The organism is Paractinoplanes polyasparticus (genome assembly GCF_019710575.1).
In the GTDB taxonomy this organism is placed as follows: domain Bacteria; phylum Actinomycetota; class Actinomycetes; order Mycobacteriales; family Micromonosporaceae; genus Actinoplanes; species Actinoplanes polyasparticus.
Window position 1 is genome coordinate 75,436 of the sequence record NZ_JAHWFK010000020.1, and the last position, 15,638, is coordinate 91,073.

At 71.0% G+C, this 15,638-nt stretch carries 15 protein-coding genes; 4 read left to right on the plus strand and 11 right to left on the minus strand.

Features of this window, described 5'->3' with window-relative positions; genetic code table 11:
* Positions 1–35 precede the first annotated feature (35 nt).
* Positions 36–1,205 (minus strand): MFS transporter, encoded by a 1,170-nt coding sequence (locus tag KXC43_RS20680; protein ID WP_221377741.1) that lies wholly within the window; start codon positions 1,203–1,205, stop codon positions 36–38.
* A gap of 109 nt (positions 1,206–1,314) precedes the next feature.
* On the opposite strand from KXC43_RS20680, the gene KXC43_RS20685 reads away from it, so the two are divergent.
* The gene (locus KXC43_RS20685; protein ID WP_255644484.1) at positions 1,315–1,926 is read left to right on the plus strand and encodes an HAD family hydrolase; all 612 of its coding nucleotides are present in this window, start codon (positions 1,315–1,317) and stop codon (positions 1,924–1,926) included.
* Here the strand turns inward: KXC43_RS20685 and KXC43_RS20690 are convergent.
* From KXC43_RS20690 to KXC43_RS20705, 4 genes are all read right to left on the minus strand, one after another.
* Positions 1,912–4,104, minus strand: a complete 2,193-nt coding sequence (locus tag KXC43_RS20690) for a carbohydrate-binding protein (protein ID WP_221377743.1) — start codon at positions 4,102–4,104, stop codon at positions 1,912–1,914. The two genes, KXC43_RS20685 and KXC43_RS20690, sit on opposite strands and share 15 nt — an antisense overlap.
* Before the next feature lie 139 nt (positions 4,105–4,243).
* On the minus strand, positions 4,244–4,381 hold the full coding sequence (locus KXC43_RS20695) for a hypothetical protein (RefSeq protein ID WP_221377744.1): 138 nt from the start codon (positions 4,379–4,381) through the stop codon (positions 4,244–4,246).
* A gap of 338 nt (positions 4,382–4,719) precedes the next feature.
* A complete protein-coding gene (locus tag KXC43_RS20700; RefSeq protein WP_221377745.1) occupies positions 4,720–5,010 on the minus strand; it encodes a PLD nuclease N-terminal domain-containing protein in 291 nt (96 codons plus the stop codon).
* An 85-nt stretch (positions 5,011–5,095) separates the two neighbouring features.
* Positions 5,096–5,896 carry an SGNH/GDSL hydrolase family protein gene (locus KXC43_RS20705; protein WP_221377746.1) on the minus strand — a complete coding sequence of 267 codons (801 nt, stop codon included), beginning with the start codon at positions 5,894–5,896 and terminating at the stop codon, positions 5,096–5,098.
* 219 nt (positions 5,897–6,115) lie between these two features.
* Here KXC43_RS20705 and KXC43_RS20710 point away from each other — a divergent pair, with 219 nt between their 5' ends.
* A complete protein-coding gene (locus KXC43_RS20710) occupies positions 6,116–6,496 on the plus strand; it encodes a hypothetical protein (RefSeq protein ID WP_221377747.1) in 381 nt (126 codons plus the stop codon).
* Positions 6,497–6,529: 33 nt separating this feature from the next.
* Here KXC43_RS20710 and KXC43_RS20715 read toward each other — a convergent pair whose 3' ends face one another.
* From KXC43_RS20715 to KXC43_RS20735, 5 genes are read right to left on the minus strand one after another with little or no spacing between them, the layout of a single operon-like run.
* Complete coding sequence (locus KXC43_RS20715; RefSeq protein ID WP_221377748.1) at positions 6,530–8,269, minus strand: UvrD-helicase domain-containing protein; 1,740 nt, start codon at positions 8,267–8,269, stop codon at positions 6,530–6,532.
* Positions 8,270–8,271: 2 nt separating this feature from the next.
* Positions 8,272–8,556 (minus strand): DUF6510 family protein, encoded by a 285-nt coding sequence (locus tag KXC43_RS20720; protein WP_308129174.1) that lies wholly within the window; start codon positions 8,554–8,556, stop codon positions 8,272–8,274.
* Positions 8,553–9,308 (minus strand): ferredoxin reductase, encoded by a 756-nt coding sequence (locus KXC43_RS20725; RefSeq protein ID WP_221377749.1) that lies wholly within the window; start codon positions 9,306–9,308, stop codon positions 8,553–8,555. The genes KXC43_RS20720 and KXC43_RS20725 overlap by 4 nt, the downstream gene beginning before the upstream one ends.
* Complete coding sequence (locus KXC43_RS20730) at positions 9,278–9,877, minus strand: sulfite oxidase-like oxidoreductase (RefSeq protein ID WP_221377750.1); 600 nt, start codon at positions 9,875–9,877, stop codon at positions 9,278–9,280. Before KXC43_RS20730 ends, KXC43_RS20725 begins: the two co-directional genes overlap by 31 nt.
* A 41-nt stretch (positions 9,878–9,918) precedes the next feature.
* Positions 9,919–11,541: a S8 family serine peptidase gene (locus KXC43_RS20735; protein WP_221377751.1), complete on the minus strand. Its 1,623-nt coding sequence runs from the start codon at positions 11,539–11,541 to the stop codon at positions 9,919–9,921.
* A 137-nt stretch (positions 11,542–11,678) separates the two neighbouring features.
* On the opposite strand from KXC43_RS20735, the gene KXC43_RS20740 reads away from it, so the two are divergent.
* Positions 11,679–12,350, plus strand: a complete 672-nt coding sequence (locus KXC43_RS20740) for a hypothetical protein (RefSeq protein ID WP_221377752.1) — start codon at positions 11,679–11,681, stop codon at positions 12,348–12,350.
* Between the two features lie 160 nt (positions 12,351–12,510).
* On the opposite strand, the gene KXC43_RS20745 is transcribed toward KXC43_RS20740, so the two are convergent.
* Positions 12,511–14,493 carry a S8 family serine peptidase gene (locus KXC43_RS20745; RefSeq protein WP_221377753.1) on the minus strand — a complete coding sequence of 661 codons (1,983 nt, stop codon included), beginning with the start codon at positions 14,491–14,493 and terminating at the stop codon, positions 12,511–12,513.
* Between the two features lie 374 nt (positions 14,494–14,867).
* Between KXC43_RS20745 and KXC43_RS20750 the strand changes: the two genes are divergently transcribed.
* Positions 14,868–15,587: a hypothetical protein gene (locus KXC43_RS20750; protein WP_221377754.1), complete on the plus strand. Its 720-nt coding sequence runs from the start codon at positions 14,868–14,870 to the stop codon at positions 15,585–15,587.
* The last annotated feature ends 51 nt before the right edge of the window (positions 15,588–15,638 follow it).

The following is a 15,638-nucleotide window of genomic DNA, read 5'->3' on the forward strand; positions in this document are numbered from 1 at the left end:
GACCGGCTAGGCAAGAGACCCGATCGGGTGACGTGTCACCGCTTCGGCCGGGGAACCACGATCACGAGCAGCAGCAGCGGGATCACCACGGTCATGGTGGCGGCCAGGCCGATGTGTCCGGCGGCCCAGCCGATGAGCGCCGGGCCGAGCAGGATCCCGGTGTAGGTGAACGTGGTCAGCCGCGACACCAGGGCCGCCGTGGAGGCGCCGGGCAGCCGGCCGACGGCGCTGTAGGTCAGCGGCACCAGCACCGAAGAGCCGAGCCCGGCCAGCGCGAAGCCGCCCACCGCCACTCCGGGATGCGGCGCCAGGACGGCCACGGCGAAGCCGCCCGCCGCGATCACCGCGCCGATCCGGAACAGCCGGTTGCCGCCGCCGCGGCCGGTGAGCCGGTCACCGGCGAGCCGGCCCAGGGTTTGGCCGCCCGTGTAGGCGGTGATCGCCACCGCGGCCAGGCTCAGCGAGGCGTTGCGCGCCTCGTGCAGGAAGATTCCGCCCCAGCCGAGCGCCGCGCCCTCGCAGATCATGAGCGCGGTGGCGGTCAGGCCGAGCAGGACCAGGGGACGGCTCCAGCCCGACCGCAGCGACACGGGGACGCCAGGCTCGGCTTTCGCGCGCCCGCTGTCCGGCAGCCACCGCGCGATGACGAGGCCTCCGGCCAGCAGCAGAGCGCCGGTCGCGACGAGGTGCGCGGCCAGCGACACACCGACGTGAGCCAGGGCGGCCGTGGACAGCGACGCGACGACCGCGCTCACGCTCCAGGCCGCATGGCAGCCGTTGAGGATGGGCCGCTTCGCCTCGCGCTCGACGGCGACCGCGCTCGCGTTCATCGCCGCGTCGGTGGCGCCGTGCACCCCGCCGAGCACGGCCGATCCGATCAGGTACCACTCCGGTCCGGGGGCGACGGCCAGGCCGGCCAGCAGCAGTGGCATCACCGCGAGAGCGCCGCGCAGGATCGTCCGGGTGCCGAGCCGGGCCGTCAGCGGTCCGACGGCTTGCATGCAGGCCAGCGCCGCCATCGCGAAGAGCAGCCCGGACAGCCCGAACCGGGCGTCGCTCAGATCGTGAGTGGCCTTGAACGAGGGGGCCCGCACGATGTAGGTGGACAGCGTCAAGCCGTTGAGCAGGAACACGGCGGTGACGGCCCATCGGTCGCGCTGCACGCGTGCGGCGTGGCGGTGCGGGGCGAGCTGGCTGACGGTCACGCGGGCCTCCCGGTCGCAAAGACGCGGACCCCGGATTCGTGGTCCATGTCTCCGACGAACGGCGCACCCCCGAATCGGACAACGGCTGCGGATTATCGTGGTCGGCGTGATGTTGCCGCTGCCTGAGGGCGAGTTCGACGCGTACCTGTTCGACTGTGACGGCACCATCGCCGACTCGATGCCGATCCACTACCAGGCCTGGCAACGGGCCCTCGACGAGTGGGGCGCCGAGTTCGGTGAGGAGCTGTTCTACGCGTGGGGCGGCCGCACGCCGACCTCGGTGATCGCCGATCTGAACGCGCGGCAGGGGCTCGCGATGCCGGTCGCCGTCGTGGACGCGCGGCGGGAGCAGATCTTCCAGGAGCTGCTGCCCACCGTCGCGGCGGTGCCCGAGGTGCTTGAGCACATCGAGGACGCGTACGGGAAAGTGCCGTTCGCCGTCGTCTCCGGGAGCAGCCGGGAATCGGTGACGGCGTCGCTCACGACGCTGGGGCTGCTCGAGAAGTTCGAGGTGATGGTCTGCGCCGGCGACTACCTGAACGGCAAGCCCGACCCGGAGTGCTTCCTGATCGCCGCCAAGCTGCTGAACGTGGCGCCGGAGCGCTGCCTGGTGTTCGAGGACACCGACTTCGGCCTGCAGTCCGCCGCCGCGGCCGGCATGTCAGCCGTACGGGTGCCGCCGCCGTGGCAGCGGCACCCGCCCACATCAGCTCAACCGTAGGTAATCGAGGTTGAAGCCGCCGGTCTCGCAGAAGAGCGTGACCAGCTGGTCGCCGGCGGCGAGCGTCACCGGCACGTGCACGGACTGGTAGGTCGCCCAGCCCCCGGTGGCGGGCACCGAGACGGTCGCCAGCTTCGCTCCGGCCGCGTTGCGGAACGAGATGGCGTCGGCCGCGACCGCGCCCGTGCCGTTGGCGACGCGCAGTTCCAGGTCGTACGTCCCGGCCTCGGCGACGTCGACGCGGTAGCTCAGCCAGTTGCCGGCGGCGGTCCAGCCGATGTTCTTGCCGCCACTGGCCCCGGCGTTGCTCTCGACGAAGTTGGCGCCGCCCTCGGTCCAGCCGTTCTGCCCGGCGTACGACTCCGCTTCGACGCGTACGCCGACCGGAGCGCCCTTCGGCGTGACGTTCACGGTGACGGTCACCGAGTCGCGGGCCGCGCCGTCGGTCACATGGAACGTCAACTGCTGGGCGCCCGCGGCGGTCGGGCTGAGCGTGACCACGCCGGTCGCCGCGTCCAGCGAGACGCCGGCGGGCAGGTCGGTGGCGTAGAACGAGAGCCGGTCGCGGTCCCGGTCGGTCGCCGACAGGCGGAACAGGGTCGTCGCGTACTGGTCGACGGTCAGCGGGGGGACGGCCCGCAGGACAGGCGCGTGGTCACGGCGCGGGGCATCGGCCTTCCACCGGTACGTGGCGTAGGCGTTTGCGGGCACGCCGACCACAAAGGACTGGCCGCCGAGTTGGACGCGCACACTCTTGTCCGCGCCGGTGCCGTTGGCGAGCACGGCGGTGAACCGGTCGCCGTCACGGTAGACGACGTTGCTGACCCCGGCGGATGCCGCACTCGACTCGACCCGCACGTCGCGGGGGGACAGGTACCGGGCGAACTGCCCGAGCGGGTACAGCTCACCGCGTACGGAAAAAGTCTTGGTCTCGGTGTTGACCTTGACCAGCCGGTCGGGCCACTTGGTGGTGCGGCCGACCTCTTCCCAGTCGACGTTGTTGTCGCGCTTGTCGGTCCAGTGCAGCGTGCCGCCCGTCTGGTCGGTCGCCTGCGCCCACAGCGTGTAGCTGCTCGCGTCGAGCCGGAAGTAACTGAGCACGGTGGCCGGGTTGAGATCGCTCGTCTCGGTCATGTGCACCGGCTTGCCGAACTCCTGACGGGCCTCGCGCATGACGGCCGGATCACCCCAGTACGGATGGAACGCGATGCCGTCGGCGGCCTGACGCGTGGCCGGGTTGTTCATGATCCGGTAGTAGTTCTTGGTGGCCGTGCTGTTCGGGTCGCGCCAGTCCCAGAAGTTGAAGTCGTGCACGTAGAGCTGCGTCCTCAGCCCGGACCGCCGGAACTGCTGCTTGATCGCGACGGCCAGCTTCTGCTGCTGCTCGACGCTGATGTCCATGGCGGGATAGACGACATCCATGCCCGGCTCGTTGAGCATCGTGATCGCGTCGACGGTGATTCCCTGGCGCCGCATCGACTCGATGTACTTGACGTAGTACCGCGCCAGCACGTCGATGCAGTCGTCGCGAAGCTTGCCCATCTGATAGTGCTCGGTGGTGCTGCCCGGCTTGAGCGCGACCTCGCCGGTGAACCGGTTGTTCGTCTTCATCCAGGCCGGCGCGCTCCACGCGGAGGCGAAGAACGTCGCGTCCGGGTTGTACTTCTGGATCAGCTTGATCGTGTCGATCATGTGCAGGTCGATGTCTCGCTGGATCGAGAAGTACTTGAGCCCGAAGTCCTCGGTGACACCGGGCGGCAGCTCGTCGTACGACCAGAACGGCAGATGCTCGATGAGATCCGGGCTGCCGATGGTCAGCCGGAACCGGTCGAACCCGGCTCCGTGCTCGGGGTCGACGAGCAGGCGTACGGCCTTCTCCCGCTCAGCCGGCGTCAGCTTCCACAGGTTCGACACGCTGGTCTCGTCGATCGACATGCCGATCCCGCTGTACCGCTGCCGCCGCTGCGACGGATCGACCACCACAGTGGCGTCCACCGCCCGGCCCCCGTCGTCCCCGACCCGAGTTGACGGCAGCGCCTTCCAGGCGTCGGCCGCTCCCGCCGAGTAGGTGCCGGTCACCAGCTCGCCCCGCGGCTTGCCAGCTGTTGCGGGCTGTCCCGCCAGCAGCATTACGGCCGTCGATGCGACGGTCAGGGCCGCGGTCATGGATCGCTTCACCAGGTCTCCCTCGTCAGATAGATCACGCGCTATCTGTTCGGGGAGTTTATTAAGGCGTTTAACAAACTCGCAACAGCTCCTGGCCTTCGGCGGGACGGGTGGTCCAGGGAGCAGAGCCACTCGGTCGTCGAAACGCTCGCTACCGCGCAGTCCCGTCGCGGTACGGGGCCAGGAACGCGGTCGGCGCCGCCAGCAACGCTTCGGGCGCCTGCTCGGCGACCCAGTGGCCGGCGCCGGGCACGACGAGCGTCTGAACGTTCTGCGCGATGGAGCTCATCTCGTGTCCCGGCGTGTCGCCCCAGCTTTTCTCGCCGCCGATGGCGAGGACCGGGATGGTGAGCTTGTCGCCCCCGCGAAGCTTGTTCTGGGCGAGCGTGGCGTCCCAGGCCCGGTAGAGGCCGAAGCTGGCGCGGAGGGTGTCCCGGTCGTGGTTGTAGAGGCTGATGTAGTAGTCGATCGCATATCGGGGCAGCGCCGGCAGCGAGCCCGCCCGGCGGTGCGAGTGCGGCGGCTACAGCCGTTGCGCCGAGCAGGGCACGTCGGCCCAGATCGGATGTCACCTCGATGGATTGCTTCTGCTGAGCCCAGCCACAAGGGCGTCGTGGGGGACAGGGATCAGCGATCCGGGTCGCCATCGCGGATGGCGGCGGCCAGGGACTTGAGGAAGTCGGGATTGTCGTCAGGGGCTACGAAGACCGGCCGGGGACGCAGCGGCACCTTCGGAACCGGGCGGCCCTTGACGAACCAGGCGATGGCGCCGAACGGCGAGAGCAGCAGGATCGCGAACATCCAGGCGGCCCAGGGGGCGGTGCGGATCTCGTCCTCCTTGAGGCGGAGGCAGTCGACCAGGGCGATGATCACCAGCGCGAGGTCGAGCAGGAGCACGAGGACGTAGACGCTTGCCATGCCACGGAACGATCCGGGTGGTGGGGGCGGTCGGGCGGTCCCGGACGGGTGCTAAAGGGTGGCACCCGCCCGGGGCACGGCGGAGCTACAGCACGTCGGCGAGTGCGGGCAGGTACCCGTACGTGTAGCCGTTGACGTTGGGGTGGAAGGAGTTCTGCGGGGGGATGACCGTGAGGCCGTTCAGGTACGGGCGCGACGAGCAGATGCCGTGGCCGGCGAACTCGTCGCGGACGTCCGAGAACGTGAAGCCGGCGGCCTGGGCCCGGGCCTGGATGACGTCGTTGAGCACCTGTGCGCCCTCGTTGAGGGCCCGGCGCTTGGCCAGGCTCATGCCGGTGAGGCCGCACGACGCCGACGCGGTGTCGAACAGGATCGGATAGCCGAGCACGACGACCTTGGCCTTCGGGGCCTTGCGTTTGATGGCCGCGTACGTCGAGTCGAGCTTGCCGGGCAGGGCGCCGGTGATGTCGGCGCGCGCGGCGGCGACCCTGTCGAGGCAGGCCGCGTCGCTGCCTACTTGGCAGCCGATCACCGTGGGCGCGAAGCCGGCGTCGTTGCCGCCGATCGTGATGCTGATCAGGTCGGCCCCGCTGCTCAGGAACGGGACCTGGAGGTTGCGGACGTCGCTGGTCACGGCTCCGCCGCAGCTGAGGTCGGTGAACGACTTCGGCTTGTTGCGGGCGGTCCACTGGCCGGGATAGCCCTGCTTGCTGCGCAGGCAGAACACGCTTTGCCCGGGCGCGCCGACGCCCGAGGAGTAGGAGTCGCCCAGCGCGACGTAGTCGGTCACGGCAGGGTCGACGGCCGCGGCGGCGGGCGCGGCCACGGCTAGCGAGAGCAGGGACGATATGACGAGACAGCCGAGAAGGGATAGACGCCTGCCCATCGAGTGGCCTCCGGTCCGTGGGGGAGAGGAAGCCGGAGCGCTCCGGTTACCGAACGGTAATTCAGGTCGCCGAGAAAAGAAACACGGTGACATTCCTGTTACGTACGAGTAACGTACGTCGATGTGACCTGCGTCGATGTCCGGCCGTAGCCGGTCATTCACACGAGTGCCACAGGCGATCTTCAGGCTGCCCTCAGCCCCCGTCGGTACCGTCCCCACATGGAAGAAGAACGGGCACGGCGGATGGTCGACACGCTGCGGGCGCGCAATGTCTTCGCCCATGTGAAACTGCCGCAGGCCGGCGTCACCCAGTACGGCATCCGGGTCATGCTGCCCGACGGCCGCGAGGCGATCTGGGACAACGACGGCACGGCCGGTCTCGAGGCCCAGATCATGCGCAACGGGGTCCTGGTCGGCTTCGTGCCGTCGATTCCCGATTCCGAGAACTTCGGCGACGGCCAGATCATCGAGGCCATCGCCACCGCCGACTACGACCGCCCGGTGGGCCGGTCCATCCCGGCGAAACCCCGGCCCGCGACCGGCAGCCCGCCCTCGCCGGTCACCCTGGCCCAGCGCCTGCGCGGCGGCTTCCGCTCCTGACGCCACGCGGGGGGCCGGCCGGGCGCCCGGGGCTCACGGATCGGGGCTGATCAGTTCGATCAGGCGGTCGAGCGCTACCGGCCACAGCTCCGGCGTCAGGTTGGCCAGCAGCGTCTCGGCCAGGCTCTGGGCGACCATGTCGATCTGCTCGCGCAGCACCGGGTCGTCCGGCATCGGCAACGCCTCCGGCGGCACAGCGGCTACGGGCGCCGGCGCCGGGTCCACCACGGGTTCGGCGACAGGGTCCGGTTCGGCCGGCTGCGCGCCGAAGTCGGCCGGCAGATCCTCGGGCGCGCCCACCAGGTGCAGGTGGCCGGTGGCCCGGGTCAGCGCGGTGTAGAGCAGCCGGTGCCCGCGGGGGTCGTCGTCGACGATGAAGCCCGGCTCGACCACGATCGCCGCGTCGAACTCCAGGCCTTTCGCCTCGTGCGGGCTCAGCAGCGTGATCGCCGGCCCTCGTTCGTCGCCCGGGGCCGTACCCCAGGGAAGATCTTCCGACCGCAGCGCCGCCTCGATCTCGTCGCGGCAGCGCGCCGGGCAGATGACCGCGACCGAACGCCCGTCGGCGGCGTGGTCGGCCGCGGCCGCCACCACGACAGCCGCCCGCCCGGCCGGCTCGACCGGCGCGATCACCGGGTCGGCCGGCCCGTCCCGCACGGTCGTCGGCGGCTGCACGCTGGGCGCGGCGGTCGGCAGCAACTCGGCGGCCAGCTCGAAGATCTGGCGCGGGATGCGATAGCCGAAGTGCAGCTCACGGTGCACGTGCGGCATCTCGGCGGGCAGGTGCGCGAGCACGTCGTGCCAGTCGTCGCGGGCCCACGGGCCGGTCGACTGGGCCATGTCGCCGATCACGGTCAGCGAGCCGTTGGCCGAGCGACGCGACACCGCCCGCAACTGCATGGGGGAGAGGTCCTGGGCCTCGTCGACCACCACGTGCTCGTAGGTCTGCGGCTCGATGCCGGACACGTGCTCGGCCTCGTCGAGCAGGGGCAGGTCGGCCTCGCTGAACGGCGGCTCCTCGTCGGTCACCCGGAACAGCGCGTCGATCTCGCGGTCGGTGAACTCGCCCTCGGCCGCCGCGGTCAGCATCAGGCGCGAGGCGAACAGCTCGGACAGGAAGGTCGTCGCCTCGAACTCCGGCCACAGGCGGTCGGCCAGCATGTCGGCCGCATCGAGAATCAACCGCGGGTCCTGCGTACCGGATACGAGCGCCGCCCGCAGCAGGCGCCGCCGGTCACCCGCGGTCGCCTCGCTCGCCTTGGCCGTGGTGATCACCCGCTCGACCGTGGCCGGGTCGAGGCGCACCGCCCGCCCGCGGATCGTGAGCACGGGCGGGATGGCCCGCTGCCGCGCCCGGTGCTTCTCGATCGCCCGGCCGATCAGCCCGGCCATCCGCGCCTCGCCCTTGAGCCGGGTCACGTGCGGGGCCTCGGGCCGGCCGGTGACCGCCTTGGGCAGCAGCCCGTCGATCGAGCTGTGCGCGACCCCCTCGTGTCCCCAGCCCTCGAGCAGCGCGCGGGTGCGCCGCGCGAACGCGTGCGACGGCCCGACCACCAGCACATCGGTCGCGCCCAAGCCGTATTCGGGCTCGTCGAGCAGCCAGGCCACCCGGCGCAGCGCGGTGTCCGTCTTTCCGGTGCCCGGGCCGCCCTGAATGATCAGCACGCTTTCGGGAGCGGTGCGGATCAGCTCGTCCTGGGCGGCGCCGATGGACGCGGACCAGTCGCCGGCCTCGGCCAGCAGCGGATCCTCCGGCGCCCCCGGGCGGGTCAAGATCAGCTGCCTTCGAGCGGCACTTCGAGGCGTACGCTGCCCCGCAGGTCGAGATAGACCCGGTCGGGCGCCCGTACGACCCGCAGCACCACGTCCGAACAGTTCGGGCAGCGTGCCACCAGGCCGGGCGACTGGTGCCACACCACGAGCGTGGCCACCGCGTCGGTGTGGGTGCAGCCCGCGCACATGAACCGGGCCGCGGTCACGTCGACCGCGAAGATCTCGCGCAGGTCGCCGGCCATGGCGTTGCCGTCGAGCGCGGCGCCCCTGGGCCCGGGTTGTGTCACGACGTCCCTCCGAAGCGTTCGGTGCGGATCCGGCGCGGGTCGTGGCCGAGCGCGACCAGGATGTCCGCGGCCGTCTCGACGAACGTCGTCGGACCGCACACGAAGCAGTCGGGTGCGAAGTCCGGCGGCCAACCGTACGTGTTCAGGGCCGCCACGTCGATCCTCTTCGGGGGCGAGGGCCAGTTGTCCGGCGTCTTACGCGTGTAGACGTAGTGGACGTCGAGGCCGGCGTCGTCGCGGACGCGGCGGCGCAACTCGTCCGCGTAGAGCAGGTCTTCCGGCGTACGCACCGAGTAGATCAGCCGGAACGGCTGCTTGGTGCCGGCCATCGACCGGGCGCGCACCATCGCCATCAGCGGCACCACCCCCGAGCCGCCGCCGATCAGCAGCACCGGCGCCGGCTGCTTGTCCCGCCAGACGAACCAACCGCCGACCGGGCCGCGGAGCTCGATCTGATCGCCGGCCTCGACGGTGTCGGTCAGATAGGGCGAGACCTCGCCGTCGTCGAGCCGCTGAACCGTCAGCTCGACCTTGCCCTCCGGATGGGGCCACGCCGAGGCGATCGAATAGCTCCGCTGCGCGCGGTAGCCGTCCTCGGCGGTCAGGCGCACGTCGACGTGCTGGCCGGGCAGGTGGCCCGGCCAGTCCGGAACGTCGAGCACCAACGTGCGTGCTGTCGGCGTCTCCCAGTGGGCTGCGGCAACCGTCGCAGCCCGCCAGATCAGTCGCCCTGATACCGCTGTTCGCGCCATGGGTCTCCGTACATGTGATAGCCGGCGGCCTCCCAGAAACCGGGGTCATCATCGGGCATCAGCTGCACGCCGTTGACCCATTTCGCCGATTTCCAGAAATACAGATGCGGAATGAGGAGCCGGGCCGGGCCGCCGTGTTCGGGCTCGAGATCCTCACCATCGAACTTGTACGCCACCCAGGCCTTGCCGTCGAGCAGATCTTCCATCGGCACGTTGGTGGTGTAGCCGCCGAAGCTGTGGACCATGGTGTAGTCGGCCGCCGACTCGACGTCGGCCAGCAGGGTGTCGAGCGAGACGCCACGCCAGGTGGTGCCCAGCTTGGACCACTTGGTGACGCAGTGGATGTCGACCGTGACGTCCTCGGCCGGCAGCGCCTGGAACTCCGTCCAGTTCCAGCTCGTCTTCTCGCCGGTCTCCGTGGTGACGGTGAAGCGCCAGCGATCGAGCGGGATGCGCGGGGTCGGCCCGGCGGAAAGCACCGGGAAATCGTGGGTGAGGTACTGGCCGGGCGGCAGGCCGGGCACCGACTCACGCCGCCGGCCGCCGAATCCCCTGGAAATGATGCCCATGGGTGTTGAGTAAACCGGATGATCTTGTCGCTGGACAGCGCTCAGAGCAGGATCACGGCGCTTGTGGTGCCCGACACCACGACACGGTGTTCGAGGCCCGTCGCAAGGCCGGTGAATCGGGCAATCCGCGTGGCCGGGTAGGTGACGACCGTGCGCCACTCGTCGCCGGTACGGCGCTCGATCCGGGCCTCCTTGCCGTCCGCGCCGACGATCACGACGGTCAGCTCGCCCGCGTCGGTCCGGACGAGGCGAATGATCGGTGCCGCCGTGGTCGGGGTGGCGCTGGGTGCGGCCGTGGTCGGGGTGGCGCTGGGTGCGGCTGTGGTCGGGGCGGTAGTGGGGGCCGGGCTGGGCGCGGTGGTGGTCGGCGCGGGACTCGGGGCGGCCGTCGTGGGCTCAGCGGTCTCGGGCGTCGATGGTGACGACGACGCCGCCGGCGTCGGCGTCGGCTCGGCGGTACGGGCAGGTGTGGCCGGCGGGGTGGTGGGCGCCGGGGCCACGGCGGCCATGGCGCCGGCCGCGTCGATCAGGCCGGCGCCGAAGTCGTCGTCGCGGCCCGGGGCGCCCAGGTCGACGGCCGACGAGGTCAGGGCGGCCTCGATCCGCTCCGGGGTCAGGGCGCGGTCGGATCCCTCGAGCAGCGCGGCGACGGCGGCGACGTGGGGCGCGGCCATGGAGGTCCCGTTCATCCGTACGTAGCGGTCGCCCGGGTACGTGCTGAGGATCCCGGTGCCGGGAGCGGCCACATCGACGTACCCCCCGCGGTTCGAGTAGCCGGCGACGGAGTCGTCCGGATTGGTCGCGGCGACGGCGATGACCCCTTCGTCGGCCGCCGGGAAGACGACCGGGCTGCCCTGGGCGCGCTGGTTGCCGGCGGCCGCAACGACCACGACTCCCTTGCTGCGGGCGTACGCGACGGCGTTGCTGACGGCCGCGACCTGCGAGGCCGAGCTGATCGACATGTTGATGACGTCGGCCCCGTGGTCGGCCGCGTAGGCGATGCCGTTGGCCACGTCCGACATGTAACCCGAGCCGTTCGCGGCGAGCACCCGGATGGGCAGGATGCGGGCGTGCGGCGCCATGCCGGCCACGCCCACGCCGTTGCCGGTGAGCGCGGCGATCGTGCCGGCCACATGCGTGCCGTGCCCGTGCGGGTCGACCGACGGCCCCTCGGTGCCGGTGATGAAGTCCGCGCCGGGCAGCACCTGACCGGCCAGGTCGGGGTGGGTCGCGTCGACGCCGCTGTCCACGACCGCGACGGTGACGCCGGCCCCGGTCGAGCGCGGCCAGGCGCCGTCGACCCGGGTGCGGGCCAGGTCCCACTGCGCGGGCAGGTACGGGTCGACCTGGGCGACGGTCACCGGGGCGTCGAGCTCGACACTGACGGCGCCCGGCGCGTTCTGGCCCTCGGTGACGAGGGCGGTGGCCGCCTTGCGGTCGGTGACAGTGCGGGCGGACACCTGGGGACGTCCGTCCCGGTCGACAGTCGTGCTGACGACCCGTACGGGACGGGCGGTGGAGATGACCGGCGGAAGCAGACGCTCGGGGCTCGCCGAGAGGTTGCGGGTGACCGGCCGCCAGTCCGGCTCCTGGGTCGGAAGGGTGAACGCGACCGCACCCAGGACGACGGCACCGACGGCATAACGACGCATCTGCTTGTTCATGTCAGACCGATTCGGTCGCGCTGGTTGGCAGGACGGGAAGGGACGCGGTGCAGCTTGGTTCCGATGGTTTTGGAGCGCTTTGTCCGCCTCGGTGGCACGATCGTTCCGAGACTTTTCGGACGGGAGGACGCGCGCGGATGACAGTGCAGGACGAGAACGGCGTCTACCGGTCGCTCGCGCGCGAGCGGCGCAACCAGCGGCGTAAGCAGTTCGGCGTGGCGCTGGCCGGGCTGGCCGCGCTCGGCGGAGCGGGCGTCTTTGTGGTGCAGAGTCAGCTGGTCGGCCTGTCGCGTGACACTGCCGTCCGGGAACCCCGCGCGATCGTGCCGGAGCCGTCCCCGTCGCCGTCGGCCTCGCGGTCGGATTCCGGCTCGGGCCGGACCGTGGCCGCGGCCTCGCCCGGGCGGGTGAGCCGATCGGGCGCCCGGCAGCAGGTCAGCCCGACACCGCCGCCACCTTCTCCCTCGGTGTCCACGTCGCCCGGCCTGACCGCAGCGGCGCAGCTCAACGAGCACAGCGAGACCACCGGCTCCGGCCGGATCCGGGTGACCTCGGCCGGCTACGACCTGACCGGGCGGCCGGAGCTCGCCATCGCCGGGGACACGGGCTGGCTGGTGGGCGGGGCACGCTGCACCAAGACCGTGCGCACGGAATCGGGTGAGCGGGCCCGGGTGGTGCCGTCGATGCTGGTCTGCTGGCGCACATCGGCCCGCCGCAGCGTCGTCACCGTCGCGGTGGCGGAGCAGGGCCGGCCGTCGTCGGGCGACAGCGTCGCCGTCATCCAGCGAGAGTGGGCGCGGCTCAACTGAGAACGGGCCGGCAGGCGCCTTCGCCCGTTGAGGCGCAGGGGTCCGGCTCAACCGGCAGCGAGTCGCGCGGCACTGCCCATCCGGGCGAACCGGTCTGGCCGGCTGGAAAGCGGCGGACCCCGGAGCCCTGGGGCTCCGGGGTCTCACCTGGCGGCCTGAATCAGGCGACCTTGACCGATGCGGTGGTGATGCCGGTGACGGCCTTCGTGGTCGGGACCACGAGGCGGACCTTCGCGCCGGACGGGAGGCCGGTCACGGTCGTCCGGGCCGTGGCCGTGAAGCTGCGGACCGCCACCCACTTGCCGTTGACGTACCTCTGGACCTGGACCTTCTGGCCGGTCGCGCCGGTCAGCGTGACGTTGAGCGAACGTGCGGCCGTGCTCCGGACGGTCGCCTGGGCGCGGACCGTGAAGGTCGTGAGCGGCGAGGAGGCCTCCACCGAGGTGTCGGTGGCGAGGACGACCAGCTTGATCTTGAAGCTGGCGGTGGCCTTCACCGACACGGCCACCCGGCCCGACGCGTCGGTCCTGGCGCTGCTGAGCTGGAAGTCGCTCGATCCGGCGCCGGCCAGGGCGATCTGCACCGGCTTGCCGGCCCAGGCAGCGCCCGACGCGGTGACCGTGTAGCTGACCGTGCTCGTGCCGCCGTAGACAACCGACGTGGCTGACGTGCTGACCGCGACGACCGGCGTGACCTTGGCCTTCGTCGGCGTCGGCGCCGGGGTGGGGCTCGTGGTCTTGCTGGCCGACGGGGTCGGGGTGGGCGCGCTGCTCGTCGTCTTGCTCGGCGACGGCGTCGGGCCGGCGGTCGGGTTCGTGGTCGGGCTCGTCGTGGGCTTCGTGGTGGGGCTGGCCGTGGGGCTCGTCGTGGGCTTCGTGGTCGGGCTGGTCGTGGGGCTCACGGTCGGGGGCGTGACGGCAGCGAGCGCGGCGGTGGCGTCGATCCGGCCGTAGCCGAAGTCGTTGTCGCGGCCCTTCGTGCCCAGGTCGACGGCGGAGCTCTCCAGCGCCGACTGCACCTGGTCCGGGGTGAGCGCCGGCTGGTACGCCTTCAGCAGCGCGGCCACGGCGGCGACGTGCGGCGACGCCATCGAGGTGCCGCTCATCGAGCCGTACCCGGTCCTGCCGCCGAGGGCCGTCGGATAGGTGCTGAGGATCGCGGTGCCGGGCGCGGCCACGTCGACGTAGCTGCCCGCGTTCGAGTAGGTGCCGATCTTGTCGGACGAGTCGGTGGCGGCGACCCCGAGGACGCCGGCGTCGGCGGCCGGGTAGCTGGTCGGGCTGCCCGCGGTCCGCTCGTTGCCGGCAGCGGCGACCACCGTGACGCCCTTGTTGCGGGCGTACGCGATGGCGTTGGTGACGGCCGTGACCTTGGAGGTGGTGCCGAGCGACATGTTGATGACGCCCGCGCCGTGATCGGCGGCCCACACGATGCCCTCGGCCACGTCGGACATGTAGCCCGACCCGTTCGCGGCCAGAACCCGTACCGGAAGGACCTTGGCATTCGGCGCGACGGCGCTCACGCCGACGCCGTTGCCGGTGACGGCCGCGATGGTGCCCGCGACGTGGGTGCCGTGCCCGTTGGTGTCGGTGCTGACCCCCGCCGTGTTGGCGATGGCGTCGTAGCCGGTGAGCACGTTGGCGGCCAGATCGGGGTGCTTGGCGTCGACGCCGGTGTCGAGCACGGCGACGATGATGCCGGCTCCCGTCGACTTCGGCCAGGCGTCGCCCACCCGGATCTTCGAGAAGTCCCACTGCTGACTGCGATAGGTGTCCGAGCCACTGGGCACGTCGGTGGCGGTCGCGACGGCGTCCAGCTCCACACCGACGGCGTTCGTGGCGGTCTGCCCGGCCTTCACGGCCTTGGCGGCCGCGGTTCGGCTGGTGGCGGTCGTGACCTTGATGACGGGCTTGCCGTCGTCGTCGAGGGCGGTGGTCACCACGCGTACGGGCTTCTGCGCCGACACGGCGGCCGGCAGCAGCTGCTCGGGCGTCTCGGTCAGGTTGTACGTGGTGGGCGTGTAGGTGGCGGGCTGCCACTCGCTCGCGGCGGTGATGTTGCCGGGCAGGGCGATCGCGGCGCTCCCGGCGATGGCGCCGATGGCCACGGCGCCCATCGCGTAACGGCGCAGGTGCTTCTTCATGGTCGTCCTCCCCGTAGGTGGTCGACGAGAAGAGTCGGCGCCCGTCCTCGATCGGGCAGACTTTTCCGTGGTGCAGCTCGGGTGCACGCCAACGGCCCCGGGATCCGTCCCGGGCTGTCATGCGTGGTTCGGGGCAGAAAGCGAAGCGTTCGCCGCGACCTTGAGAGGACTCGCCGCGGACGACCTTGTTCTCCCCTGGGCCGCCTGCAGGAGCGCGTCGAAACAACGGCCACCTGACGGGCCAAGGGTGTATAAGCGCCTGAGAGGTTGCTGGATTAGGCCCTATATATACGGATGTTTGCGAACATGAAGGATCCGGGGCCGGCCTGCGACTCCTGCGGCCGGCCCGACAGCCGATCGCAGAGGACCTGAGCATGTCCAACGATGATTTCCCGAAGGGGCCGAGATCCCGGTCACTCGCGTCGCGCGGCGCACTCGCCTGGGGGATGGCCGGACTTGCCGTGGTGGGCATCGGCAGCTATGCCGTTATCGACCGATCGAACGGCAGCGACACCGTGCAAACGGCCAACGGCACATCGACGCCCTCCGCGTCGGCGGATGTGCAAGAGGCCACTGCCGACAGCCTGCCCACCACCAGCACCAGCCCGCCGACCCGGTCACCGTCGCCGCAGACGACCGCGGCGCCGGGACCGTCAGCCGAGCCCAAGTCGAGCGCTGAGCGAGTGAAAGCCGCGAAGAGCTTCGCCGCGGCACACGGTGTGAAGAACTTCAATCCGGTCATTCCGCGCGACGTACCCGAGTTGTCGGCCGCGGCGGCCGGCGCCAAGGTGAGATCGACGGGGTCGGTGAAGGCGGGCCGGACCATGCGCATCATCACTGCCAAGGGAGATCTGACCGGTCAGCGCGAACTGGGCTGGGTCGCCGGCGGAATTGCCAAGATCGGCGCGGTCAGTTGCTCACAGACCTTCCAGCTGGCGAACGAGGACAAACCGGCGAAGAAGCCGACACTGCTGGTGTGCTGGCGGACGAGCGCGGCGAAGAGTGTCGCCACGGTGTCGGTGAACGCCAAGGGGCGCCCTTCCCAATCGGAAAGCGTGAGCGTCGTCAATCGAGAATGGGGCAAGCTCGGCTGATGCCCGTACAAACGAAAGCGGCCCGGAGCTTTCGCTCCGGGCCGCTCTTGT